Source organism: Campylobacter concisus (genome assembly GCF_002914195.1).
Lineage (GTDB): Bacteria > Campylobacterota > Campylobacteria > Campylobacterales > Campylobacteraceae > Campylobacter_A > Campylobacter_A concisus_M.
In genome coordinates this window covers 148,643-173,677 of record NZ_PPAU01000090.1, presented here as the reverse complement: position 1 = coordinate 173,677, position 25,035 = coordinate 148,643, and the positions used below count along the sequence as shown (strand labels likewise).

The following is a 25,035-nucleotide window of genomic DNA, read 5'->3' as shown; positions in this document are numbered from 1 at the left end:
AATATGAAAGAAAAAGCTTATATAACGACCCCAATATACTATGTAAACGACGTGCCACACATTGGCCACGCATATACGACCATCATCGCCGATACACTTGCTAGATTTAACCGCTTGCAAGGCAAAGAGACCTACTTTATGACGGGCACAGACGAGCACGGACAAAAGATCGAGCAAGCAGCTCGTGCTAGAGGCAAGACTCCAAAAGAGTACGCCGACGAGATTAGCGCTAAATTTAGGTCACTTTGGGATGAGTTTGAGATAAGCTATGATCATTTTATAAGAACGACCGACGAAGGGCACAAGCAAACCGTACAAAATGTCTTTGAAAAGATGCAAGCAAATGGCGATATTTACAAAGGCGAATACGAAGGCTTTTACTGCGTTAGCTGCGAAACTTTTTTTAACCAAAGAGACCTACTAGAAGACAATCACTGTCCAGACTGCGGCCGCGTGACGTCTTTAGTCAAAGAAGAGAGCTACTTTTTCAAGCTTTCAAAATATGAAGACGCGCTTTTAAAATGGTACGAAAATGACGAGCTTTGCGTCATCCCAAAAGGTAAGAAAAACGAGGTCGTAAGCTTTGTAAAAGGTGGACTAAAAGATCTTTCTGTAACCAGAACGAGCTTTGACTGGGGCATAAAGCTACCAAAGAGCGCAAACGATGAAAAGCACGTTATGTACGTCTGGCTTGACGCACTTATAAACTACCTAACAACACTAGGATATTCAAGAGATGACGCTAGAATGGATCTTTGGCCATACACTACTCACATCGTTGGCAAAGATATTTTACGTTTTCACGCAGTTTACTGGCCGGCATTTTTGATGAGTCTTGGATTGCCATTACCAAAACATGTAGCAGCGCACGGCTGGTGGACTATAAATGGTGAAAAGATGAGCAAAAGTAAGGGTAATGTTATAAACCCAAGAGAGGTCGCAAACGCTTACGGACTTGAAAATTTCAGATACTTTTTGCTTAGAGAAGTACCATTTGGTCAAGATGGCGACTACAGCCAAAAGGCTTTGATCGAGCGTATAAACTCAGAACTTGGCAACGGACTTGGCAACTTGCTAAGCCGCATTGTTGGCATGAGCGCAAAGTATAGCGACTATAAAATCGGCTCAAAAGATGTGCTCAAATTTCACAAAGCTGAGCTTGATGAAGCAAAAGGCTACCTTGATGAGGCTATTAAAAATTTAGAAAATTTAGCTACAAACCGCTATTTAGAGGATCTTTGGAAGGTCGTAACGCTTGCAAATGCAGCCGTTGCGAAGTATGAGCCATGGTCACTTGTAAAAGCTGGCAAAACTGACGAGGCAAACGCACTTGTGGCACTTTGCGCAAATTTACTTGCAAAAGTAGCGATACTACTTAGTCCAGCTATGCCAAAAACTTGTGCCAAGATAGCTGACACGCTTAGCTTTAGCATAGACACAGTATCTTATGAAAGCCTTGTATTAAAAAATGAAATTTCAAATTTTGTGGCAAAAGCTACAGAGCCACTTTTCCCAAGGATAGAAAAAGAGCTAATGGGAGAGGCAAATGAGCCAAAAGTAGAGGCAAAAGCTGAGCCAAAAGAGGAGAAAAATGAAGAAGGTATCATTAGCATCGATGACTTTGCCAAGATCGTGATAAAAGTTGGCGAAGTGCTCGAGTGCGAGAGAGTCGAGGGTAGTGAGAAACTGCTTAAATTTAAGATAGATCTTGGCGAGGAACAGCCACGTCAAATTCTTTCTGGTATCGCTAAATACTACGAGCCTAGCTCGCTTGTGGGCAAACAAGTTTGCGTTTTAGCAAATTTAAAAGAGCGAACGATGATGAAAAAATATGTCTCACAAGGTATGATTCTAAGCGCATCTGATGGCTCGCTAACGCTTCTTGGTACGCAAGGCAAAGTTAAAAACGGTGCGATCGTTGGCTAAATGACAATAGAAAATTTAACTCGTCTAATAAATGCCGAGGCTCTAAATGCACCGACAATAACTAGCGTAAGCGAGTTTGTTTTCGAGCTAAAGCATGTAAGACGTGGCTTTGCGTATATTTGCTTAAACGCAAACGATAGCGACATAGAAACAGCGATTAAACAAGGCGCATACGCCATAATTAGCGAAGATAATGTGCCAATTATCGACAAAGAGATCGCCTTTTTAAAAGTTAGTAGCTTACAGACCGCCATGATAAAGCTCATGAGATTTGAGGCTACTCACAAAGATTTAAAATTTTGCGCCGTAAATCCTTTTATAAATGACTTTTTAGAAAAATCAAAACTTGGCTCTAACGCACACGTCATGTCAAAAAATATCACTGAGCTTTTTAATCAAATTTTTCATGCAAAGGTCTTTGATATCTTTTTTGGCGATGATACAAGAACACTTCAGCGAATATCGCCTCTTTTTGAGACCATTTACACAGATACTACTATGCACGAGATAAATCCGAGCTCGATATTTTTTACAAACACAGTCTTTAAACAAACATACTATCAAAACTTAAACATACCACGAGTTTTTGCTGGGATGTTTTATGGGCTTTTAAAATTTCTTGATAGCAATAAAATTTCATTTAAGCCTTACGAAGGTAGGATTTACGGGCATTTTGATCCGATTTTTATAGATAAAAATTTTCTTCCTACTAGTTTTGGAAATAGCTTTAGAGCCATAATTACTGAAAGCGATGAAGATTTATTCATAAGCCAAAGTATATTTTTAAATAAAAAATTTAGCCCTAATGAGATAAAAATTTGCTTGCCAGAAGGCTCATTATTAAAAGTACAAAACGCAATCTACTTTAAAAATTTAAGCGAGATAAAAAAGCTTAAAAATTTTATCTATATATTGATTTTATGCCAAAAAGAGGAGCTTTTAGAAGAGCTTCACAAAACATCTGAAGAAAATCTACTCTTTTAAATTTTTATTATTTATAAGATCGATTAGCCTAACATCCTCGCTTCTTACGATTAGACTTTTAGGCAGCTCAAATTTTTTTATCACTTCGCACTCTTTTTCTCTCATTTCGCCATCATCTTTTTCATGATCAAATCCCAAGATATGAAGCAATCCATGTGTAAAAAGTAGTGCGGTTTCGGCCTCTTCACTATGATTTAGCTCAGTTGCTTTCTCTTTTACCATATCTTTGTTTATAACGATTGAGCCAAGTGGGGCGTGAATGACAAGCTCAAGCGGAAAGCTTAAAACATCTGTCGTTTTATCAATGCCTCGCTCGGTTTTATTTAGTTCTCTCATTTCTTCCTTATCGACAAAAACTAGCTCGATTTCTCCTAGTGTCAAATATTCACAAATTTCATCTAAAATTTTTGGATAGCTCTCTTCGCAAAGTATCATTTTAGGCTCTTTCCTTAGTAACTTTTTGTATAATTCTAGCAAAAATAAAAGGCAAAATATGAAAAAAGCAGTTTGTATAATGAGCGGCGGTATGGATAGCACGCTTTGTGCTGTAATGGCAAAAAAGGCTGGATATGATATCGTAGCGCTTCATTTTGACTATGGACAAAGGACGATGAGGCGCGAGAAGCGTGCGTTTGATGAGATATGTGAGCGACTAGGGGTTGCTAAAAAGCTTAGCCTTGATGTTAGCTTTATAGCACAAATCGGTGGAAATTCGTTAACAGATACCAGCATGAAAATAAGAAAAGATGGGGTAGAAAAAGATGTGCCAAATACTTACGTGCCTTTTCGAAATGGCATTTTTATCTCAGTCGCTGCTGCCCTTGCTGAAAAAGAAAATACACAAGCTATCTATATCGGAGTCGTAGAAGAAGATAGCTCAGGATACCCAGACTGCAAAGAGAGCTTCATAAAAAGAATGAACGAAGCTATAAATTTAGGCACATCAGATAGCTTTTCTTGCCAGATAGTTACACCTCTTGTAAATTTAAGCAAGGCTGACATTGTATTAAAATCGCTAGAACTTGACTCACCAATAGAGCTAACCTGGAGCTGCTATGAGAGTGAGGACGAGGCATGCGGACTTTGTGATAGCTGTAGGCTAAGGCTAAATGGCTTTAAAAAGGCAAACGCCACTGATAAAATCACATATAAAAATCAAAAATTTTCCTTATGAGCCTCTAAAAGTGGCAAATTATTAAGCAAGGGTATTAAAGATATATCAACGCTTAGGCTCTTACTACCTACCAAAAACATAAATTCTCGGTCAACCTTGCCAAAATTTAATAAGGAGGATTAAAAAGTAGTTGATAAATTTAGCCAAAACGCACCAAGCATAAAGTAAAAATTTTTAAGTAAGTGGTCACTACCACGACTTTTTAGTGATCTTATTTTTTCTTATTGTCTTGTTTTTTATTTTTATCGCTTTGGATTTTTTCTAAATTTATATATCCCATTTCAACAAGTTTATTATAAATTTGAGCGATTTTTGGCCCAGCCGCACTTCCGCCATGGCCACCATGCTCGATAACCATTGTGATGACATATTGCGGATCTTCATAAGGCGCATATGTAGTCATCCACGCATGAGATCTTTGCAGATACGCCATATCCTCTTCTTTCATACGTTTCTTTTCAGTTTGAGAAATTCCAACGACCTGGGCAGTACCGGTCTTTGCGGCAACTTTAACTAGGCTTCCAATAAAATGCCTATTTGCCGTACCTCTTGGGTGATTTGCCACTTCATACATTGCATGCCTAATGGCTGGTAACTGTGATTTTTCAAACGGCGTAAAAGCATCATCTGTTGGCGTAAAATCAACATCCTTGTCATCAATGCTCTTTAAAAAATGTGGAGTCACATTTAACCCAGTTGCAAGGCCTGCTGTATATTTTGCCACTTGCATAGGCGTGACCAAGAAATTTCCCTGTCCGATAGAAGTGATAAGGGTCTCGCCTTGAAACCACGCTTTGCCATACTTTCTCATCTTCCACTCTCTACTTGGCAAAGTCCCCACAAACTCATTTGGCAAATCAACCTCTGTTTTTCTACCAAATCCCATACGCTCAAGTATCGGAACAATAGCGTCTATGCCGATCTTTTGACTACCTTTATAAAAATAATCATCACAGCTCTCTCTAATTGCCGTATTCATATTAACATTTCCATGTCCGTGAGAGTTCCAGCAGCGGAATTTACGTCCTCCAAGCTCATACGAGCCACTACAAAAAAAGCTATCGTATTTACTCATGCCATTATCCAAAAATGCAAGTGCCATACCCATTTTTACGACCGAACCTGGCGGATAAAGGCCGTTTATTAGCTTATTTGTAAAAGGATGATCGACGTTTTTTACAAGCTCTTCCCATTCAGGCTGAGAAATTCCAAGCACAAATGGATTTAGATCATACTCTGGAAAGCTACCAGCAGCTATGATAGCACCGTCTTTTAGACTCATAACTATGACACTTCCTGCATCCTTGCCAAAGACATCAGCCACAAACTGCTGAAGCTCAAGATCGACTGCAAGCTTGATGTTTTGACTTTGTGGTGCTTGATAGCTTATCTGCTCGATCTCTTCATTTAAGGCATTTACCTTTATCTTTTTAAATCCTTGAATTCCTTGTAAGATCGGATTATAAAACCGCTCCACACCACTTCTTCCAATATAATTTGTAAGCTTTGTCAAAGGATCATTATCCATATCTTTTTGATTTGCCCTACCGACATAGCCGATAATGTGAGAAGCCAGATCGTTATACGGATAGTGGCGTTTTGAAGCGGGTCTTATCTCTAAATTTTCACGCAAAGAAAGTGATGCAAAAAATGGTAAAAATTTATCATAATCAATAAATTCGACCACATTTATGAAATCTTGGTTATAAGCTGAGTCATTTTTTATGTATTCATTTTTAAGCTTTGTAACATTTAGATCGCTAAATAGTGAGCCAATGTAAGCTAGCTCATCATCTAAAATTTTTACTTTTTTATTGGCGCTTAAATGAGGTCTAATAGATACTGAAAAGCCAAGACGATTAACAGCCATTGGCTTATCATGTGCGTCAAAGATGATACCCCTAACTGGCGGAATATAAATAGTCTTTATCGCGTTTTGTTCTGCGATCTCGTTGTAGTAGGTATTTGAGTTGATGCTTAGGTGATAAATTCGTCCCAAAAGTATAATCCAAAAAAGAGCGATCACACTAAAGACGATGCGCATCCTCATAGCACTTTATCCCTAAAAAGAACGATAGCAAGGATACTTTCAAATGATATAAAAAATAGATATTCAGACGAAAATGCTAAATTTTGCTCATTTAAAACGTAAGCAAATAGATTATTTACAAGAAAGGTTAAAGCATATCCAGCTGCTACAAAGATGATAAGTAGACAATTTCGCCACTTCATCGTGGTATAGAGCCAGTCTAAAATAAAATTATAAAAAAGCAAAAATGCAATAATCGTTGAAAAAAGATGAAATCCATGAATTTGCTCAGCAAATATTATAAAAATTATCGCAAAGTACCAATTGTGCTTAAACTCGTCGTATTGCTTTTGTTTTCTTGAGTACTCCAAAATCATATAAGTAAAAAAAATACCAATGAGTGGCGGCAAAAAACCAAATTGCGTAGTTGCGATCTCATATGAGAATAAAAAAACAGCCCACCAAAATTCTTTAAAAATTTTAATATCTAAGCTGCTTATGGTTTGCATTTTATCTACCAAGAGCGTTATTTATGATAGCTTCTCTAGCCTTTTCGATACCGCTTTTATTAAGAGTTGAGACCAAGATACCGCTTGGATCAAATTTCATTACCGCACTCTTTTGGCTTTGATTTAGCTTATCGCTTTTTGTATATAAATTTAAAATTTTCTGATCAGCCCTTAAAAAGCTTTTTAGATAAGCATCTACATTTACGTCTATGTCTAAATCAAAATGCCTAGCATCAATTAGATGTATAAAAAGCCTTATGTCGCTTCTAAATTTCAAAAACTCATCTAAATTTTTACGCCATTCATCATGCTTTGACTTTGCTACTTTTGCATAGCCAAAGCCTGGCAAATCAACCAAGATGAGCTTAAATTTATCTTTTTCTTCCTGCTCATCTTTTTGCTCACAAAACTCAGCCTCAAAGAAATTTATAAGTTGAGTTTTGCCAGGAGTCGATGAGCTTTTGGCTAGATTTTTTTGATTTACAAGTGTATTTATGAGGCTGCTTTTACCAACATTTGATCTCCCCAAAAAGACAACTTCGCTTGTTACGAAGCTTGGAGCCTCTTTTATACTTGGGCTTGATGTGATAAATTTAGCACCTAGTGGCCTTATCACTTATCTTTTTCCTCTACCTGAAAGATAAATTTAACAGGTTTTTTCTCATCACTATTTACGCTATATGTGCCATCTTTTTGATTGACAACGATCTTTTCGCCATAAACATTTTTATCAGTTTCTACCTCATGTAAATAGCCATTTCCACTAACAGTATAGATCTGTTTTGCTGGCTCATATGTAAGAGTATTGCCTTTGCCATCATAGTGCTTATCTTTTATAAAAATTTTTGCTCTAGCATTACCAGTAGCTACATATTTTACAGGTTGGCGTTTTTTGTCAAAATAGACGACCACCTTATCTGCCTTAAGCTCATCAAATGAGCCCTTTTTGATATTTACATTACCTATAAATTCACTAGTTTGCTTATTCTCATCTGCAAAAAAATCATTTGATGTGATTTCAACTTGCTCTGCATTTAAAAATGTAAAACCCAATATCACCGCTAAAATCGCTGATTTTCTTCTACCCATGCCCTTAACCCTTTTACCTGCGTTTGTTTTTTAGCAAGATCATAGCTTCCACTCTCGCCCAGTGCCTTATCATTATTTCTTATGAGCGTGAAATTTGCTTCAGATCTTACTATTTTTGTTTTTGTTCCATATATCACTTCGTCACTTATAAATCTCAAACTATCGTTGTTTTCATAGTTTGCATTCTTTTGAAAGATGATTTCGTCATTTTGTGAGATTGCTTTGTCTGAGCTTAGAAAATGTTTTAAATTTCCTCTTAAAATTTTTGCTTTAAAACTCAAAAATTCATCTTTATCATTGTATCTATTTAGCTCATCAGCCTCGTAGACTCCGCTTATTTTCGTGGAATTTATCTCATAATCTATCACATCATTTATCTGCATATTTGATATCTTTGTGTCGATCTTTAAAACATTTGCAAGGTATGGATCTTGAGCTGCCAAAAATATCATCACGACACTAAAAATGGCCACGACGAAGTAGAAAATTTTTACAACCAACGCTTCGACCACTCGTCATATAAATTTTCTGATTTTATAATAAGCTCGATCATTTCTCTAACCGCGCCATTGCCACCTTTGTGCTTTAGTTTTGTCTTTACATCAAGCTCTTTTATCGCGTCTTTTGGCTTAAAGCTCCAAGCAACTGCATTTAAAATTTTATAGTCATTGTAGTCATCGCCGATAGCTGCTGCGTTTTTAAAGCTAAGCCCTTCAAATTTTAATATCTCACTCGCCACTTCAAATTTATCGCTAACACCTTGATAGACGTGATTTATCTTTAGATCTTCAGCCCTTCGCTCAACGATGGCTGACTTTCTACCTGTAATGATAGCTACCTTTTTGCCAAGCTTTAGCCAGCTTTCTATCGCGTAGCCATCTTTTACATCAAAAAATTTAAGCTCTTCACCATTTGCGTTGTATATGACCTTGCCGTCAGTCAGGCAGCCATCAACGTCTAAAAATATAATCTCTATCATAAAACACCCTTTGTGCTCGGAGTGCCTATCCTTGCGTTTTTGGCAAGTGCTCTACGAAGTGCGACGGCAAATGATTTAAAAGTAGCTTCGATGATATGGTGAGTGTTTTTGCCACGAATTTGATTTAGATGAAGCGTGATGGCTGAATTTATAGCAACTGCCCTAAAAAACTCCTCCACAAGCTCAGTGTCAAACTCGCCAACCTTGGCATTTTCATTAAAATTTTCATATACAAGGTAAGCTCTGTTGCTAAGATCTAGTGTACAAAAAACAGCCGCCTCATCCATAACAACGCTTGCCTCGCCAAATCTCTCAACACCACTTAAAGGATACAAGGCCTCTTTTAAAAGCTGACCCAAAACTATGCCTACATCCTCAACGCTGTGGTGAAAATCCACATGCGTGTCGCCCTTGCATGAAATTTCAAGATCAAGCAAAGAATGCTTGGTAAATGCCTCAAGCATATGGTCAAAAAAACCAATGCCAGTATCTATCTTTGCAACCCCAGAGCCATAAATTTTAAGCTTCATTGAGATTTGTGTCTCTTTTGTATTTCTAGTTAGTTCTAAAATTTCTTCTCTCACGCCCTAACCTCTTACTATAAATGCACCTTGGAATTTACCGCTTCTTGCATAATCCCTGGCCTCGTCCTCACTTCTAAAGCCATTTAAAAATACTCTATAAATGGTAGATCCATCTATAGTAAATGTCTTAACTACCGACTTATAGCCATCTATGCTTTGATGTTCTCTTTGATATCTGTTTGCGCCCTCAAGGTTTTTAAATGAGCCAATTTGCACCATAAAATCTCCACCTACAACCCGTTGCTCTGACGAAATAATAATGCCTCCAGTTGGAGCTGTCGGAGAGACTGGATTTGGCACTTTTATGCCAGTGCTTGTCGGTTTTGCTTGAGTGTTAATGCTTGCAACAGCATTTATATCTTCATTAAAGCCTATGACTTCCATACTGACTGGAGCTGTGCCTGTACCGATAATATCAAGTTTAGTTGCAGCTGCCTTTGAAAGGTCTAAAACTCTATCAGCCACAAAAGGTCCACGATCATTTACGCGAACAATGACGCTTTTTTGATTTCTTAAATTTGTTACTTTAAGGATCGTATTCATCGGCAAAGTTTTGTGTGCTGCAGTCATGTTGTACATATTATAAATTTCGCCGTTTGAGGTTGTTTTACCATGAAAATTTGGACCATACCAGCTCGCTGTACCACTTGCCCTATCACCCACACTTACAACGGTTGGGTAGTATGTTTTGCCATTTATCGTGTAAGGTCTCATTGTTGCTTTTTGGATAGAAGCTGAATTGTTGCCCTTTACATTAGTTGGGCCACTTGGTGTAAATGGTGCCCCGCTCCAAGAGCAACCAGTAACTAAAAGAGTAAAACTTAGCCCTATATAAAATTTTAGGCTCTTATGGTATGACAATATTTGCTCCAACATTTAAATTTGAACTAGCAAAAGAATTTGCATCTTTTAAATCTTTTTCGCTCACATTAAATTTTTTAGATAAAGAAGCTATCGTATCACCAGTTTGGACTATATAGTTTTGAGATTTATTTTGGGCAGAAAATGGAATAATTAGTTTTTGATTATAGCTTACGGCATTTGTGCTAAGCTCGTTGTAGTCCTTGATTGCTCTATGACTAACACCTGTTTTTTTAGAGATAGAAAGTAGTGTTTCGCCTTTTTTTACGACATAGGCATAAAAATTATTTTTACCATTAAATGGCTTGAAATTTTCTGCAAAAAGCTGCTTTTTATTTTCAGGGATATAAACATAATAATCTTTTAGAGTTGGCGGAGTAAATACAAATTTTAAATGCGGGTTGTTATTTTTCATCTTTTTTGTACTAAGACCGATACTATCCCCTATTTGAGCTAAATTTGTACCGCCAGGTACTTTTACTTTTACAAGCTTTAGTCCTCCGTTTATGTTTAACAAAGATGAATCTTTAGACATCAAGAAGTCCGCGTCTTTTGCGGTATATGCTGCTCTTAAAATTTTAATAACAAAATTTCTAGTTTCAGCTGGAAGGTATTTTTTCTCCGCATCAAGAAGCGTTACAAGGTCATCTGTACCAGCTTTTTGTATAGCTCTTTTTAACGCACCATCGCCGCAGTTATAGGCCATAGCTGCTAGATACCACTTGCCAAATTGATTTTTAAGCGACTTTAGATAATTTGTTGCTGCAATAGTAGACTCTACTGGATCTTTTCTCTCATCGACATACTGTCCTACCTTTAGACCATGCAGTCTAGCCGTTTGCTCCATAAACTGCCACATACCAGTAGCTTTTGCGTTTGATACTGTGTGATTTGAAAAGCCTGATTCTATCATAGCTAGATAAAAGAATGACTCAGGTACGCCGGATTTTTTGATCTGCTCTTTTACCATCGGTATATACATATAACCATTTTTTAGAGCTTCTGTAAATGTTTCAAGTTGTGATTGTTTGATACCTTGTCTCATCTTTGCATAGTGAGAAGTCTTCATAAAGCTAGCGTCAATATCCAGCTCTTTTAAAATTTTTACCTGAGTATCGTATGAGCTTTTTTCAGGTGTATTTGCCAGTAGCAAGGTACTACATGCAAACATTAAAAATATTTTAAGCATTGCTTTCATTTCTATCCTTTTTCGTGTCAAAACTTAAGATGCTAGCATCTTAAACAAGCACAATGCCCAAATTTCAGACAAAGCACTTAAACAACCTTTTGGCATTATTTGAAGTTTTTTCACAAACAACTTCAAACTCAAGGTTTAAAATTTCAGCTATCTTTTTAGCAACAAATGTCGTAAACGCCGGCTCATTTCTCTTGCCGCGATTTGGTTCTGGCGTGAGATAAGGAGCATCAGTTTCAATAACTATCCTATCAAATGGGATTTTTGGCAAAATCTCGACTAAATTTTTAGCATTTTTAAATGTCAAAACACCACCTATACCAAAATAAAAATTCCCAAATTTACAAAGCTCTAAAAGAAGTGGCGAAGCATTATAACAGTGCAAAATCGCTCCAGCTTCAAGCCTTGGTGCATACTCTTTTAAGATGTTAAAAGAGTCCTCATTAGCCTCCCTAATGTGAAGAATAACGGGTTTTTTTAACTCAACAGCCAAATCAAGTTGAGCTAAAAAAATACGTTTTTGATCCTCTTTTTCTTTTATCTTTTCATTTTCATCTTTTGGTAAGCGAAAGTAGTCAAGACCGCATTCACCAATCGCCACACACTTTTCATCTTTAGCAAAATTTCTTAAAATTTCAATACTAAAATTCTCTTTATCATATGGATGAACTCCGGCGGCAAAGAAAATGTCAGAATTTTCATGCGCTATTTTAGCCGCTTTTGGTAAATCATTGATATCAGCTCCCGGGATAATAAAGCCTTTTAGCCCTAAATTTCTAGCTTCATCTAAAATTTTATCAAGGTCAGGATCATAAACTTTACTATCCAAATGACAATGCGTATCTATAATCATAAAGCTATTTCTACTCTGTTTCTACCATTTTCTTTTGCGGTGTAAAGTGCTGAATCGCAAGCCTCAAGCATATCGTCTATCTCGCAATGCCCATTGCCAAAAGATACACCTATTGATATAGTAACTTTTACTTTTTCCTTTTTTATAGTTACTTCATTTTCAGCTACTTTGGCTCGTAAATTTACAAAAAATTTAACAGCTTCTTCTTTATTTATTTTTTTAAGGACAACGCAAAATTCTTCGCCGCCAAATCTAGCAACGATATCGCTTCCTTTTGTATTGTCATTTAAAATTTTTGCGATTGATTTTAGTACCTTATCTCCGCCATCATGGCCATATTTATCATTTATCTTCTTAAAATAATCAACATCAATCATTGCAAAAGCATAAGGCTCATTGGTCTCTTCAGCTGCTTGAACATACTCTTCTACGTCAGAATAAAAAAATCTTCTATTATAAACTCCAGTCAAGAAGTCACGATTTGCAAAATTTGCTATCTTGTTTATATTTTCCATAGCTTCGATCGTATTATTAACACGACATATTAACTCTTCTTTTGAAAATGGTTTTGCTATAAAGTCGCTCGCACCATTTTTTAAAAATATTGATGCGTCAGTCTTTTCGCTAGGAGATGTCATAACGATTACGCCAAGACTATTTTTATCTTTTTCTTTTCTAACCTCTTTTAAAACCTCAAGGCCATCTTTTACTGGCATTCTATAATCAGTTATTATAAGATTTATATCAGGATTATCTGCAAAATAACTCATTGCCTCTTCGCCATGAGCCGCAGCCAAAACTTTAAACTGAAGGCTAGTTAATATCTTTTTTATCATATTTCTAAAAGGGAGCGAGTCTTCAACAACCAAAACCTTGTATTGTCTATTTTTGCTCAGTCTATTTATCATTTGAAAGATATAGTTGATATCGTCCATGTTTCCTTTATAAACATAATCAACAATATCTTTATTTATAAAATTTTGCCTTGTTTCATCATCAATGCTACCTGTTAAAACAATAGCTGAAAGTCCTTTGGAAAGCGCATAATCAACAATTTCGCCATTTGGAGCATCTGGTAAATTTAAATCCAAAATAGTCATAAAATAATCTTTGTCATGCTCGCTAATTAGCGTCTTAGCCTCGGCAAAACTGTATGCGACATCAATTGTCATATCATCAATGCTCTTTTCCATTTGCATAACAATCAGCTTTGCTAGCGCCTTATTATCATCAACTACAAGAATTCTTTCCATATTATTCCTACAAAAATTTTTATCAAATTAGTGGCGATTTTATCAAATAAATTTATTTACAAAGCTTAAATTAATAATTTAAATTAAGCTATTTTAAAAGCCCTTTAGCAAAATTTATTGCTTCTTCGCTTATATGTTCGCCGCTTATCATGCGCGCAAGCTCATTTACTCGCTCATCTTTATCAAGCTCTCTTACGACCGAGCTCTCACCGTGACGTTCTACCAAAAAATGTGAATTTGCCTTTGAGCTAAGCTGCGGCTGATGCGAAATGGCAAAAATTTGATAAAAATTTGCAAGCTTAAGCAAGACATTTGCGATGCTCATCGCCTCTTTTCCGCTTAAATTTGCATCTATTTCGTCTAAAATAATGACGTCACCACCAGTTTTTGTGATCTCGCTAGAGGCAGCTATGAAGGCTAGTCTTAAGCGGTTTAGCTCGCCTGAGCTTAAATTTTTAAGTGAGGTCTCATTTAAATTTAAACAAATCTCATCAACTCCCAAGATATCAAGCTTTTTAGCCTCAATACTCAGCGTAATATCTGGCATATAAAGCTCTTTTAAATATGAATTTATCATACTCTCAAGCTCTTTTAAATTTACGCTCCTTGCCTTGCTTAAAGCGCTGGCTAGCTCATTTGCCTTTTTGCTTAAAATTTCAAATTTCTTCTCTAGCTCACTCTTTTCAAAGCTTAAATTTTCATATCTAGCAAGCTCTTTTTCCTTTTTATCAAGCGCTTCTAACGCCTCCTCTTCGCTGCCATATCGCCTAATGATAGCATTAAGAGCTTCTATTCTATCAAGCACGCTCTCTACGTCGATATCGTCAAGCTCCTCCATATTTAGGCTATCTCTTGCGACCCTTAGCTCGTTCATTGCATCTTCAAAAAAGCCATTGTCAAGGTCACTGATGCTTAGCGCCTCATTTACGCTGTGCTCTAGCTCAAATATCCGCTCAGCCCTAGCCCACGCCTCATTTATCTTATCCTTTTTACTAAGCCTCTTTTTAGTCTCCATAAGCTCTTCAAACTCACCTTTTTTAGGCCCAACACTTCTTATCTTCTCGATCTCAAAGCTAGCAAGCTCTTTTAGCTCCTCGACCTTTTTCTCTTCCTCTTTTATAGTGGCTAGCTCTTTTGAAATTTTAGAAAATTCCAAAAAGGCCTCTTCAAATTCCTGCTTTGTCTCTTTAAATTTCTCATTTTTTGAAATTTCTAGCCTGTCAAGCAAATTTAGAAATTTCTCATTTTCAAACTCGTTTGCCTCTTTTGCCGAGAGGTATTTGATATGCTCGCGCGCCACTTGGGCTAAATTTTTCTTTGAGATGGCTTGTTGGTTTATAAAATACCTCGTGCTCTTATCTTTTAAAAGCTTGAAAATATTGACCTCTTCATTTTCTATGCCAAACTCATCAAGCTCAAATTTATGCTCCACGTCAGCTTCAATGAGCCTTGCCTCGCTATCTTTTAGGCCAAAAACAGCCATGATCGCACTCATTAGTACAGACTTGCCAGCGCCGCTAACGCCCGTAAATACACTAAGACCCTCTTTGAAATTTAGCTCAACATTTTTAAAATTTAGATAATCTTTAATCAAAATTCGATCAATCATTATAACCCCAGTGAAGTTTCTCTTTTAAAATTTGAAAATAATCTCTACCGATATGGCGTATCAGCCTAGCTTTTTTATCGCTGAGGCTCATGCTAACGGCTGAAATTTTACTCATATCAAAGCGGTCTTGTCCGTCTATTACTAAAATGGCGTCACTATTTGTTCTAAATTTAACCATGTGATTTTTCGTAAGCACGACTGGACGCTGTGTAAGTGAGTGCGAGCAGATAGGAGTTACTGTAAAAACTTCGCTCAATGGATAGATAATAGGACCATTTGCGCTCATGTTATATGCCGTTGTTCCAGCAGGTGTCGCTACTATAACGCCGTCTCCAAAATATGAATTAAAATATTTTTCATTTAAAAGTGCCTCGATATGTGTCATAGAACCGCCATTTTTACTAACAATGACTGCATCGTTAAATGCTATCTTTTGCTCAGTTTTGCCATCATTTTTGTGAAGCGTCACATCAAGCATAAAAGGCGTTTCCACCTCAAATTTATCATCAAAAAAGTCTTTAAAAAATTTCTCACTCTCGCCAATCGTGATGTCCGTTAAAAATCCGAGCCTACCAGCGTGTATGCCAAGAACAAGCGGCGAGATATGAGCTAGTTTTCTACAAGTTGAGATTATAGTGCCATCACCGCCAAGCGTGATTAAAAATTCGCACTCTTTTGCCAATTTTATAAGCTCAAAACCATTTTTTTCTATACGCTTGGCACAACTTTTCTCAAGTAAAATTTCTGCGTTATACTTTTTTAAAATTTTTTCTAATTTTTCTAAATCTTGCCTAAACAATGGATAATCTTTCGCGATAAGTCCTACTTTTTTTGTGCAAAAAGTATTAAATTTTTGTTCATTTTTCATGTAAATGATTGTAACATATTTTATTTTAACAAAGCTTTTCAAAAGAAAAAAGCGATTATAATTGCCTAAAAAACATTGCAAAGGAGCATTTTATGCGAAGTCATTATTGCACCGATCTTAGCAAAGCTGATATCGGCAAAGAAGTAATACTTTGTGGCTGGGCAAACACATATAGAGATCATGGAGGCGTCATTTTCATCGACTTAAGAGATGTTAGTGGGCTTATTCAGTTAGTTTGTGACCCAGCTGACAGCAAAGAAGCACACGATATTGCTGCAAAAGTAAGAGATGAATATGTCTTAAAAGCAAAAGGAAAAGTAAGAGCTAGAGGCGAAGGGCTGACCAATCCAAAGCTCAAAACTGGTGAGATAGAAGTGATAGTAAGCGAGCTGATCATTGAAAACCCAAGTGAAGCGCTGCCATTTATGATAGGTGATGAGAGCGTAAATGAGGACATTAGGCTAAAATATCGCTTTCTAGATCTTAGAAGTGAACGCTTGCAAAATATCTTTAAAATGCGCTCTCGTGCAGCGATCGCAGCTAGAAACAGCCTAGACAAAATGGGCTTTATCGAGTTTGAAACTCCAGTTTTAACACGTGCAACCCCAGAAGGTGCTAGAGACTACCTAGTACCAAGCCGTGTATATCCGGGTCAATTTTATGCACTCCCACAAAGTCCACAGCTATTTAAGCAGCTTTTGATGTGTTCTGGCTTTGATAAGTATTTTCAGATAGCAAAATGCTTCCGTGACGAGGACTTAAGGGCTGATCGACAGCCAGAATTTACTCAAATAGATATCGAAATGAGCTTTGTCGAGCAAGAAGATATCATAAATATGGCTGAGACGATGCTAAAAGATATATTTAAAGCCTGCGGATACGATATTAAAACGCCATTTAGACGCATGAGCTACAAAGAGGCAACCGAGACTTATGGCTCAGATAAGCCTGATCTTAGATATGATCTAAAAATGATTGATGTGATCGATATTTTTGAACGTTCAAGCAATGAAATTTTTAGCTCTATTGCAAAAGATAAGAAGAAAAACCGCATCAAAGCGCTAAAAGTACCAAATGGCGACAATATCTTTAGTAAGCGCGAGATGAATAGATTTGAGGAATTTGTACGTAAATTTGGCGCGCAAGGCCTTGGCTACTTCCAGATGAAAGAAGATGGTTTAAAAGGCCCTCTTTGCAAATTTTTCGAGCAAAGTGACCTTGACGAGATCGTCTCAAGATGTGAGCTAAAAGTTGGTGACGTTGTATTCTTTGGTGCTGGTAAGAAGAAGATCGTGCTTGATTATATGGGACGATTTAGAATTTTTCTAGCTGAGCAAATGAACATCATCGATCAAGACAAACTTGAGTTTTTATGGGTGCTTGACTTCCCAATGTTTGAACAAAATGACGATGGAAGCTACTCTGCGATGCACCATCCATTTACAATGCCAAAAAATATAGACGAGCCTGATCTTGAAGATATCCTCTCTATCGCTCACGACGTTGTGCTAAACGGCTTTGAGCTTGGCGGCGGAAGCATAAGAATTCATAAAAACGATATCCAACAAAAGGTCTTTAAGCTTCTTGGTATAGATGAAGAGGAACAGCGTGAGAAATTTGGCTTCTTGCTTGATGCCTTGACATTCGGTGCGCCTCCACATGGTGGTATCGCGATCGGCTTTGATAGGCTAAATATGCTTGTAAATAAAGCAAGCTCGATCCGTGACGTCATAGCCTTCCCTAAAACACAACGTGCTCAGTGCCCACTAACAAAGGCACCAAGCCACGCTAGCAACGAACAGCTTAGGGAGCTAGGACTAAGGATAAGAGAAAAAGAGCAAAAGGCTTAAAGTTTGCCTTTAAAAGAGATGGAATTTTGTTTTTAGATATTTTTTTAGACAAATTTCCATCCTAAATTTAAATTTATAAAAAAGATGCCTCCGACTTGGTGGCTAATTAAATTAAAACTTGTCTAAGTATTTTGAGATGATTTTTGTGGTTGCGACGTAAAATTTTGCGCAGATAGAACGATTAGTTCATCAAGCTAAATTTTACTAGCTCCGCAAAAAGCGCTCAAAAGACAAAGGCAATAAAAGGGAAAAAATGAAGAATTTATTTTTAATCATCGGCGCTCCAGGCAGCGGCAAAACAACAGACGCATCGATTATCGCACAACAAGATGAGAAATTTGCACACTTTTCAACTGGCGATCTTTTAAGAGCCGAAGTTGCTAGTGGTAGCGAGCTCGGCAAACTGATAGACGGCTTTATATCAAAAGGAAATTTGGTCCCACTTGACGTCGTCGTAAATGCGATCGTCTCAGCTATCAAAAGCTCAAATAAATCAAACATCATAATCGACGGCTATCCAAGAAGCGTTGAGCAAATGACCGAGCTTGACAAAGTCTTAAGCGAGCAAGATGAAATTTCGCTAAAAGGCGTCATCGAAGTAGATGTTAGCGAAGATGTGGCAAGAGCTAGAGTGCTTGGCCGTGCAAGAGGCGCTGATGATAATAACGAAGTCTTTAACAACCGCATGAAAGTCTATCTTGATCCGATCAAACCTATCCGCAAATTTTACAGCGAAAAAGAGCTACTTCACGTAGTAAACGGTGAGCGTGGCATCGACGAGATCGTAGCTGATATTAAAAATTTGCTAGCTAAACTTATATAAAATTACAGACCTTGCATCAAAATGTGCGAGGTTTTAAAACTTACCATTTATTAACACCAAAAATGTAATATCCTTTAAATTTCACAACCAATTTTAAAGGATAAAAATGAAAAAGATCATAATCGCTGCAATATCTGCTAGCATCGCAATGGCTGGAGGCTTCACATCAAAATACTCAAGTGAAACGATAAGCGTAAAAGAGGCTTTGAAACTAAAAGATGACGCTAAAGTCGTACTTGAGGGCAAAATAAAATCACACATAAAATCAGACAAATATGAATTTATCGATAAAAACGGCGATGTCATTATTATTGAGATCGATAACAAAAAATGGGACAACATAACAGTAAATGAAGATACACCTTTACGAATAAGAGGTGAGATAGATAAAGACTTTACAAAAACAGAGATCGACGTAGATAGCGTAGAGGTTGTAAAGTAGTTAAAATTTACACGGATTTAATGCAAAAAATACTAAAATCACGAAAATTTCTAACACAAAGGATGAATATATGGACGTTTCAAAGATCAAATTTGGCTCAAACCCAGACAAAATCAATGCCGTAATCGAAATACCTTATGGTTCAAATATCAAATACGAGATCGATAAAGATAGCGGCGCAGTCGTGGTTGATCGCGTGCTTTACTCAGCGATGTTCTACCCAGCAAACTACGGCTTTGTGCCAAATACACTTGCAGCCGATGGCGATCCAGCTGATATTTTGGTGCTAAACGAGTATCCACTCCAAGCTGGCAGCGTAATCCCTTGCCGATTGATAGGCGTTTTGGTGATGGAAGATGAAGCAGGTATGGACGAGAAGATTTTGGCTGTGCCAGTTACAAAGATCGATCCAAGATATGAGGCGATAAAAAGCTACGAAGACTTGCCAACTGCGACACTAAATAAGATTAAAAATTTCTTTGAAACTTATAAAATTCTTGAGCCTAACAAATGGGTTAAAGTCAAAGAATTTAAAGACGCAGATGCTGCAAAAGAGATTTTAGACACTGCAATAAAAAATTATAAATAATTTATAAGCCCTATTTTTAGGGCTTTTACTTTAAAATTTGTTCTTTTTATGCGCTATACTAAAAAGGCAATTTTTTATATTTAGATAAGCTTTTTCTTGTATAATACGATTTTCTTTCAACTGTGGGTTCATAGCTCAGTTGGTTAGAGCATCCGGCTCATAACCGGATGGTCCCAGGTTCGAGTCCTGGTGAACCCACCATTTACATTAAAAACACTTAAAATCAATTTTTAATCAATATATTTTTAAAGTTTTATTCAAAATAGATATTCATAATTTTATTTACAGAGCTAGCTTTTATTTTTATATTTCTTATCTTCACATAGTTTAAATATAAAACTAAATTTTATAGTGCCTATTTTTACAAAAAGCTATTTGCATTGACAAAATGCTAGTAAAATACACTCACCATCCTACACATCCACTTTGCCAAGCTCATTTATAGCGTTTTGTAAATTTTTCATAATCTCACTCAAGATAACCTTTGGCTCAGGCAAATTTTCTAGCTCTTGTAGTGACTCATCTTTTAGCCACGTGATATCAAGATTTATCTTATCTCGCGATAAAATTTTATCGATACTAAATTTCTTAAATTTCTCGCTCTCTTTGCGCTTGGCTATATTCTCGGCGTTGTAGCATTTGGTAAAATCCTCTAAATCACTTCGCTTTAAAGGATTTGTAACAAGCGTGAAATTTTGATTTGTGCGAAAATCATATATCCAAATTTCTTTCGTAGCGTATTCGTCGCTGCCAATATGCACCTTATCAAAAAACAGCACATTAGCCTTAACGCCTTGCGCATAAAATATCCCCGTCGGAAGCCTAAGTATCGTATGTAGCCTAAAATTGCCAAGCAGCCTTTGCCTTACTCTCTCGCCCGCTCCGCCTTCAAAAAGTACGTTATCAGGTAGCACTACGGCCGCTCGCCCGCCTATTTTTAGTACGCTCATTATATGTTGCAAGAAATTTATCTGTTTATTCGACGAGCTTACTATAAAATCATCTCTTTCATAGCTATCTCTTTCCACACTCACGCCGCCATCGCTATCCATTATCTTGGTTGAAGACTTTTTGCCAAATGGCGGATTTGTAAGCACCATATCATATCTTTTATCGCCCAGGCTAAGCAGCGAGTCTCCGACTTTTACCGGGCTTTGCTCCGTGCCTATGTCGTGCAGATATAAATTCATAGCGCAAAGGCTTACCACAAGCGGTGTTATGTCAGTTCCGTTTAGTAAATTTTGTTTTAAATTTGCTAGTTTTTCTCTATCTTTGCTCTGTTTCTTCATATATTCATAAGCCGCTAGCAAAAACCCGCCCGTCCCGCACGCCGGATCACACACGCTCTCATCGATGCTAGGTCTCATCACAGCTACTATCGTATCTATGAGCGCTCTTGGCGTGAAATACTGCCCCGCACCGCTCTTGCTCTCGGTCGCATTTTTTTGGAGCAAGCCTTCATATATCGCGCCTTTTACATCTACATTTAGCCCAAGCCACGTTTCATCGTTTATCATGCTTACTATTCTTTTTAGCTTGGCGGGTTCATTTATCTTGTTTTGTGCCTTTTGATATATCGTGCCGATGATTCCGTCCATTTTAGAAAGCAAGGCAAGGGCGTTTGTATATGCGCTCTCTAGCCTTTCGCCATCAAGAGAATTTAGATACTCCCACGAGCAGTTTTGCGGGATTTTTGAATTTGCTCCTAGATTTTTAACCTTCTCATCGTCCATTTTCAAAAATATCAGATAGGTAAGCTGAGAAACATAATCCGTATAGGTAACGCCGCTATCTCTTAACACACTCGCGTAATTCCAAACTTTATTTATTAAGTTGTTTTCACTCATTTTTATCCTTTATTAACTCGCCGTTAAATGCCTTGCTTAAAATGCTTTGCTTTAAAATTTCGGCTTTTTTTAGATTTTGTTCTATTAAATTTAGAGCGTTATCCGCTGCTTTGAAGCATTTTTCTATTTGGGCGACGATTAAATTTTGTTCGGATAGTGGAGGAAGGAGGATTGGTAACGCTTCAAATTTACTTTTGTTTAAAATTGGCAGAGTCGTTGAACTTGCATTTTCAAGTATTAAATTTTGAAATTGTGCCGATATTACATAAAAATAAACATATTCTGGAAGTAAATTTTCTTTTGGCACAATAGCATTTATTTGCTGATTACAACTCCCCTCAACTCTTATTAAGCCAGTTTTACCAATAGTAGCTCCTATGCAGGTCACTAAGACACTTTTGGGCGGTAATTGTCTTGAAATTTGCTTACCAGCTTCAGATAAATTATCTCTTGCAAATTTTACAAGATATCCATCATTTAAGTCAGTAGGCTTAAAAAAGGGATATTCATTTCCGTAAAATTTGGGTTCATTTTTTGGCGGAGTTGAGCCAGTCATAATATCTGAATTGTCGCACAGCTTTTTAACCTGCCACGAGTTTAAATTTGAGTTTGTGAGTTTGCCGTTAAAGGCGTGGGAAAGGACGGATTGTTTATAAATTTCAATAAGTTCTTTTGATTTTTTAAAATTTGAAATAGCAAAATCAATCTTTTTAAAACAACTCTCAATATTTTTCACAATCAAATTCTGCTCATCCAATGGCGGCAACAGAATTTCAATATTTTTCATACTTTCTTGATTTAATTTCAATCTAGTTGTTCCAGAAACATATGGTGCATAATTAATAGAATTTAAAAAATAGCATACAAAATGATTGGTCGAAATCCCGTTTATTGCTTTTAAAATGTGAGCATGATTATTTACCCAATATTTTCCACTTACTATATATGCTTTCTTTTTAAAAGAGTCTAAAAACGGCGCACCATCTTCGCCTAGTAAAATAGCTTCAAAATCAAAAATATAATCATCTATAAAGCCAACCTGTCCAGTTGCTCCAAAATAAGGAAATCTTTGCGTTGATAAATTCAACCTCATCTCTCTTTCGCTAGAATTAATCGGCTTTCGCTTATTATCTAAAATCTCGCAAATTTCCCCAAGCTTTTTAACCTGCCAATGTTTTGGGATTTTATTCGGATAATTCATCGCTTTTTCCTATGCTTTCGCATAACGCTTTAAATTGCTCTGGATCTTTTAGCTTTATAGTTTTTAAAACAAATTCGGCTATTTTCTTACTTTCTGGGATATCGAGTGGTTTCATTCCACGTTCTAAAATTTCTCTTAAATGCGAAAATTCGTTTGCATATCTATTTATTGAAATTTGAATCGTTTTGTCGCTCTCGGATTTAAAAAATTTCTCTATAACTTCCGTTCCAAATGATTTTTCTGTGGGATATTTAAAAAATAGATAAATTTCTAAAAACTTTCTTAAATTATTGCCGAAATTATAAACTAACGTGGTTTTTATATCTTCATCTGTTATTTCACCTATATTTTTATGATTATAAATTTGCTCAAACAAGTAGTTAAATTCGGTCGTATAATTTTTTAAAAATTTCGGCATATCTTTTATCTGGCTGCTATTTTCATTTTTTTCTATAATATATAAACTTCTCTTATTGCTTGACACTGACTTTAATTTTTTTAAGTATTTTAAAAAATCTAGATTGTGCGTCGAAATAAAAAGCTGGTTAAATTTTAAATCTTTATTTTCAAAAAGCTCACTATCAATAAGCGAGAAAATAAAAAATATGTGGTTTGAATCAAGGCTAGAAATTGGATCGTCTATCCATGCGACAGACTTTTTATCTGCATTTTGTAGTTTTGCCATAAAGTAACAAAATCCCACCAAACTACACTCGCCTTCGCTTAGATTATCAGCCTCTGCGCCGTTTCGATAAATTTTGAATTCGGCTCTGTTTTCCTCTACGGCTCTAAATTCCAAAACATTATTACCAAAATGCGATTTAAGATATTCATTTATCTTATCGGCACTAGCTTGTTCGTTGCTCATAGAGTTTCTTAGCTCTTTGATCTTATTTTCATATTCTTCTATTTCTTGTTCTTTTATTGTTAAATTTACTTTAAAAGAATTAATGTCAGTATCTATTTGCTCAATATCTCTTAAATTCTCTAAATAGTTTATTTCTTTTATAAATTTTGCGATTATATGAAATTTTATTTTTTCACTAGTTTCCTTTTTTGTTGTTTCTAAATTTTTCGTTTTATCATTATTTTTATTCATTAAATCATAGGTTTTTTCTAACATCTCACTCATTTTTTGGGAGTGATTTTGAAAATTTTTAAAACTAATATTGTCATATGGATTATCTCGTTTTGTTTGTAACAACCTTCCAAGTTCAAATATTTCTCCAAAATAATTACTAATAGTATTTGAGAATTCAGTCTTTAATTTTTCACATTCATCTTTATAATCAGTATAAAAATTGCTAGTTTCGAGTTTATTTGTAATATTTAAGAAACTTTGATGTCTGCTTCTAATCTTTGATAGTTTTTCTAATTTTAAATTTATATCATTACTATTTTTGTCTATACCGCTATCTTTTAAATTATCTATTAACCATTCTAGTCGCTCTTTTGACAATTTATTTTTGCAAAATTTGCACTCTTGTTGCGATTCTGTGTCATGCTCGTGTAAATCTAAGCCTTCGTTTAGCCATTTTCTTAGATTTGTTTCAATATATTCTTTTGGCACGAATTTTTGCTCTATAAGTTCTTTTGAGCCTATTAATATATCGCTAAATTCATCCTCGTTAAAAGTAAAATTTATCAGTAATTCTTCTTTTACTTCATCTTTTAAACTATTCCTACATTGATTTTCTATTTCTGGAGTTAAAATATGTTCTTCTAGATTATCTTTTATCTTTTCTATATCTTGTCTTATTTTTGTAAGGTTATAATTGATTTCACTTATGGCTTTATCATTCTTTATCTCACTTGCTTTATTCCTTAATTTATCATCTTGATCTTTACCTTGTTTCTCTTTCTCTTTTTGTCTTATGGTTTTTTCTATTCTTTCTTTATCGCCATACAGACCGCTAGCTACAACACCTTGTTCTTCATTGCTAATTTCTCCTAGCTTATTTTGCAATTTTTCGATTTCCTCAAAAATTTTGCTATTATCTTTGTTTATAATTACACTCGAAAACGATTTTATATTTCCGTCTTTTTTGCCGTTGATTAAAAATCTTAAATTATCGTTGATAAAATCTTTGTTATAGACAACAAGCGGTAAATTTGCGCTTTGTATATCATCTTGGCTAAATTTCTTGCCATCAAATTCTATCTCAAAGGCCATATTTTCATAATCTTGATTTAGCTCTTTTTGCTCAAAACAGCGCATTATTCTAGATAGCATGGTCTTACCTGCGCCGTTGTGTCCATAAAATATATTTATATTTTTAAAATTTTCTAAACCATCTTCCCATGTGTAATTTTTATAAGAAGCACAATTTATGCTTTTAATCTTATTAATCATTTAAAATCCTCTCTTTA

24 protein-coding genes and 1 tRNA gene are annotated in these 25,035 nt (G+C 36.0%); 8 read left to right on the top strand and 17 right to left on the bottom strand.

Annotated features, from left to right (window positions below; all coding sequences use genetic code 11):
* The first annotated feature begins 3 nt into the window (after positions 1–3).
* Positions 4–1,926 carry a methionine--tRNA ligase gene (gene metG, locus CYP28_RS03085; RefSeq protein WP_103593041.1) on the top strand — a complete coding sequence of 641 codons (1,923 nt, stop codon included), beginning with the start codon at positions 4–6 and terminating at the stop codon, positions 1,924–1,926.
* A complete protein-coding gene (locus tag CYP28_RS03080; RefSeq protein ID WP_103593040.1) occupies positions 1,927–2,910 on the top strand; it encodes a ferrochelatase in 984 nt (327 codons plus the stop codon).
* On the opposite strand, the gene ybeY is transcribed toward CYP28_RS03080, so the two are convergent.
* Entirely contained in the window at positions 2,899–3,345 is a 447-nt protein-coding gene (gene ybeY, locus CYP28_RS03075) for an rRNA maturation RNase YbeY (RefSeq protein WP_072594784.1), read from the bottom strand. The genes CYP28_RS03080 and ybeY overlap by 12 nt on opposite strands.
* 25 nt (positions 3,346–3,370) lie before the next feature.
* Here ybeY and queC point away from each other — a divergent pair, with 25 nt between their 5' ends.
* Positions 3,371–4,084 (top strand): 7-cyano-7-deazaguanine synthase QueC, encoded by a 714-nt coding sequence (gene queC / locus CYP28_RS03070; protein WP_258034131.1) that lies wholly within the window; start codon positions 3,371–3,373, stop codon positions 4,082–4,084.
* A 211-nt stretch (positions 4,085–4,295) separates the two neighbouring features.
* Here queC and mrdA read toward each other — a convergent pair whose 3' ends face one another.
* The 13 genes from mrdA to CYP28_RS03005 form a co-directional block, all read right to left on the bottom strand.
* Positions 4,296–6,134: a penicillin-binding protein 2 gene (gene mrdA / locus CYP28_RS03065; RefSeq protein ID WP_103593038.1), complete on the bottom strand. Its 1,839-nt coding sequence runs from the start codon at positions 6,132–6,134 to the stop codon at positions 4,296–4,298.
* Positions 6,131–6,622, bottom strand: coding sequence for a hypothetical protein (locus tag CYP28_RS03060; protein ID WP_103593357.1), 492 nt, complete (start codon positions 6,620–6,622; stop codon positions 6,131–6,133). The genes mrdA and CYP28_RS03060 overlap by 4 nt, the downstream gene beginning before the upstream one ends.
* Before the next feature lies 1 nt (position 6,623).
* Positions 6,624–7,238: a ribosome biogenesis GTP-binding protein YihA/YsxC gene (yihA, locus tag CYP28_RS03055; RefSeq protein ID WP_021090939.1), complete on the bottom strand. Its 615-nt coding sequence runs from the start codon at positions 7,236–7,238 to the stop codon at positions 6,624–6,626.
* Positions 7,235–7,711, bottom strand: a complete 477-nt coding sequence (lptA, locus tag CYP28_RS03050; RefSeq protein WP_103593037.1) for a lipopolysaccharide transport periplasmic protein LptA — start codon at positions 7,709–7,711, stop codon at positions 7,235–7,237. The genes yihA and lptA overlap by 4 nt, the downstream gene beginning before the upstream one ends.
* Positions 7,684–8,223 carry an LPS export ABC transporter periplasmic protein LptC gene (locus CYP28_RS03045; protein ID WP_230853312.1) on the bottom strand — a complete coding sequence of 180 codons (540 nt, stop codon included), beginning with the start codon at positions 8,221–8,223 and terminating at the stop codon, positions 7,684–7,686. Before CYP28_RS03045 ends, lptA begins: the two co-directional genes overlap by 28 nt.
* Entirely contained in the window at positions 8,202–8,690 is a 489-nt protein-coding gene (locus CYP28_RS03040) for a KdsC family phosphatase (protein WP_103593036.1), read from the bottom strand. The genes CYP28_RS03045 and CYP28_RS03040 overlap by 22 nt, the downstream gene beginning before the upstream one ends.
* A complete protein-coding gene (hisB, locus tag CYP28_RS03035; protein WP_181000422.1) occupies positions 8,687–9,262 on the bottom strand; it encodes an imidazoleglycerol-phosphate dehydratase HisB in 576 nt (191 codons plus the stop codon). The genes CYP28_RS03040 and hisB overlap by 4 nt, the downstream gene beginning before the upstream one ends.
* A gap of 15 nt (positions 9,263–9,277) precedes the next feature.
* Positions 9,278–10,135, bottom strand: a complete 858-nt coding sequence (locus tag CYP28_RS03030; RefSeq protein WP_103593034.1) for a septal ring lytic transglycosylase RlpA family protein — start codon at positions 10,133–10,135, stop codon at positions 9,278–9,280.
* Entirely contained in the window at positions 10,122–11,333 is a 1,212-nt protein-coding gene (locus CYP28_RS03025) for a lytic transglycosylase domain-containing protein (RefSeq protein ID WP_084040887.1), read from the bottom strand. The genes CYP28_RS03030 and CYP28_RS03025 overlap by 14 nt, the downstream gene beginning before the upstream one ends.
* A 64-nt stretch (positions 11,334–11,397) precedes the next feature.
* Positions 11,398–12,183, bottom strand: coding sequence for a TatD family hydrolase (locus CYP28_RS03020; RefSeq protein ID WP_103593033.1), 786 nt, complete (start codon positions 12,181–12,183; stop codon positions 11,398–11,400).
* The gene (locus CYP28_RS03015) at positions 12,180–13,436 is read right to left on the bottom strand and encodes a GGDEF domain-containing response regulator (protein WP_103593032.1); all 1,257 of its coding nucleotides are present in this window, start codon (positions 13,434–13,436) and stop codon (positions 12,180–12,182) included. The genes CYP28_RS03020 and CYP28_RS03015 overlap by 4 nt, the downstream gene beginning before the upstream one ends.
* An 88-nt stretch (positions 13,437–13,524) precedes the next feature.
* Positions 13,525–15,045: an AAA family ATPase gene (locus tag CYP28_RS03010; protein ID WP_181000417.1), complete on the bottom strand. Its 1,521-nt coding sequence runs from the start codon at positions 15,043–15,045 to the stop codon at positions 13,525–13,527.
* Positions 15,038–15,913, bottom strand: a complete 876-nt coding sequence (locus CYP28_RS03005) for an NAD(+) kinase (RefSeq protein WP_103593031.1) — start codon at positions 15,911–15,913, stop codon at positions 15,038–15,040. Before CYP28_RS03005 ends, CYP28_RS03010 begins: the two co-directional genes overlap by 8 nt.
* 92 nt (positions 15,914–16,005) lie before the next feature.
* On the opposite strand from CYP28_RS03005, the gene aspS reads away from it, so the two are divergent.
* The 5 genes from aspS to CYP28_RS02980 all read left to right on the top strand — a co-directional run bounded on the left by aspS (position 16,006) and on the right by CYP28_RS02980 (position 19,818).
* On the top strand, positions 16,006–17,763 hold the full coding sequence (gene aspS / locus CYP28_RS03000) for an aspartate--tRNA ligase (protein ID WP_103593030.1): 1,758 nt from the start codon (positions 16,006–16,008) through the stop codon (positions 17,761–17,763).
* A 253-nt stretch (positions 17,764–18,016) separates the two neighbouring features.
* Positions 18,017–18,586, top strand: a complete 570-nt coding sequence (locus tag CYP28_RS02995; protein WP_021092793.1) for an adenylate kinase — start codon at positions 18,017–18,019, stop codon at positions 18,584–18,586.
* A 106-nt stretch (positions 18,587–18,692) separates the two neighbouring features.
* Positions 18,693–19,028: a NirD/YgiW/YdeI family stress tolerance protein gene (locus CYP28_RS02990; RefSeq protein WP_103593029.1), complete on the top strand. Its 336-nt coding sequence runs from the start codon at positions 18,693–18,695 to the stop codon at positions 19,026–19,028.
* 70 nt (positions 19,029–19,098) lie between these two features.
* Positions 19,099–19,617, top strand: a complete 519-nt coding sequence (gene ppa / locus CYP28_RS02985) for an inorganic diphosphatase (protein ID WP_103593028.1) — start codon at positions 19,099–19,101, stop codon at positions 19,615–19,617.
* A gap of 124 nt (positions 19,618–19,741) precedes the next feature.
* Positions 19,742–19,818: transfer RNA gene (locus tag CYP28_RS02980), tRNA-Ile, on the top strand.
* A 212-nt stretch (positions 19,819–20,030) separates the two neighbouring features.
* On the opposite strand, the gene CYP28_RS02975 is transcribed toward CYP28_RS02980, so the two are convergent.
* The 3 genes from CYP28_RS02975 to CYP28_RS02965 are packed head-to-tail and all read right to left on the bottom strand — an operon-like array spanning position 20,031 to position 25,018.
* On the bottom strand, positions 20,031–21,464 hold the full coding sequence (locus CYP28_RS02975; RefSeq protein ID WP_103593027.1) for a type I restriction-modification system subunit M: 1,434 nt from the start codon (positions 21,462–21,464) through the stop codon (positions 20,031–20,033).
* Complete coding sequence (locus tag CYP28_RS02970) at positions 21,457–22,665, bottom strand: restriction endonuclease subunit S (protein WP_103593026.1); 1,209 nt, start codon at positions 22,663–22,665, stop codon at positions 21,457–21,459. The genes CYP28_RS02975 and CYP28_RS02970 overlap by 8 nt, the downstream gene beginning before the upstream one ends.
* Entirely contained in the window at positions 22,649–25,018 is a 2,370-nt protein-coding gene (locus CYP28_RS02965) for an AAA family ATPase (protein WP_103593025.1), read from the bottom strand. Before CYP28_RS02965 ends, CYP28_RS02970 begins: the two co-directional genes overlap by 17 nt.
* Positions 25,019–25,035: the final 17 nt, after the last annotated feature.

Bases quoted from the DNA above. Each gene is read 5' to 3' on its own strand.
- CYP28_RS02995 (WP_021092793.1), top strand. From the start codon at position 18,017: ATGAAGAATTTATTTTTAATCATCGGCGCTCCAGGCAGCGGCAAAACA.
- lptA (WP_103593037.1), bottom strand. From the start codon at position 7,711: ATGGGTAGAAGAAAATCAGCGATTTTAGCGGTGATATTGGGTTTTACA.
- CYP28_RS03015 (WP_103593032.1), bottom strand. From the start codon at position 13,436: ATGGAAAGAATTCTTGTAGTTGATGATAATAAGGCGCTAGCAAAGCTG.
- CYP28_RS03005 (WP_103593031.1), bottom strand. From the start codon at position 15,913: ATGAAAAATGAACAAAAATTTAATACTTTTTGCACAAAAAAAGTAGGA.
- CYP28_RS03020 (WP_103593033.1), bottom strand. From the start codon at position 12,183: ATGATTATAGATACGCATTGTCATTTGGATAGTAAAGTTTATGATCCT.
- CYP28_RS02975 (WP_103593027.1), bottom strand. From the start codon at position 21,464: ATGAGTGAAAACAACTTAATAAATAAAGTTTGGAATTACGCGAGTGTG.
- CYP28_RS02965 (WP_103593025.1), bottom strand. From the start codon at position 25,018: ATGATTAATAAGATTAAAAGCATAAATTGTGCTTCTTATAAAAATTAC.
- CYP28_RS03040 (WP_103593036.1), bottom strand. From the start codon at position 8,690: ATGATAGAGATTATATTTTTAGACGTTGATGGCTGCCTGACTGACGGC.
- mrdA (WP_103593038.1), bottom strand. From the start codon at position 6,134: ATGAGGATGCGCATCGTCTTTAGTGTGATCGCTCTTTTTTGGATTATA.
- metG (WP_103593041.1), top strand. From the start codon at position 4: ATGAAAGAAAAAGCTTATATAACGACCCCAATATACTATGTAAACGAC.
- ppa (WP_103593028.1), top strand. From the start codon at position 19,099: ATGGACGTTTCAAAGATCAAATTTGGCTCAAACCCAGACAAAATCAAT.
- ybeY (WP_072594784.1), bottom strand. From the start codon at position 3,345: ATGATACTTTGCGAAGAGAGCTATCCAAAAATTTTAGATGAAATTTGT.
- CYP28_RS03010 (WP_181000417.1), bottom strand. From the start codon at position 15,045: ATGATTGATCGAATTTTGATTAAAGATTATCTAAATTTTAAAAATGTT.
- CYP28_RS03025 (WP_084040887.1), bottom strand. From the start codon at position 11,333: ATGAAAGCAATGCTTAAAATATTTTTAATGTTTGCATGTAGTACCTTG.
- CYP28_RS02970 (WP_103593026.1), bottom strand. From the start codon at position 22,665: ATGAATTATCCGAATAAAATCCCAAAACATTGGCAGGTTAAAAAGCTT.
- aspS (WP_103593030.1), top strand. From the start codon at position 16,006: ATGCGAAGTCATTATTGCACCGATCTTAGCAAAGCTGATATCGGCAAA.
- CYP28_RS02990 (WP_103593029.1), top strand. From the start codon at position 18,693: ATGAAAAAGATCATAATCGCTGCAATATCTGCTAGCATCGCAATGGCT.
- CYP28_RS03080 (WP_103593040.1), top strand. From the start codon at position 1,927: ATGACAATAGAAAATTTAACTCGTCTAATAAATGCCGAGGCTCTAAAT.
- CYP28_RS03060 (WP_103593357.1), bottom strand. From the start codon at position 6,622: ATGCAAACCATAAGCAGCTTAGATATTAAAATTTTTAAAGAATTTTGG.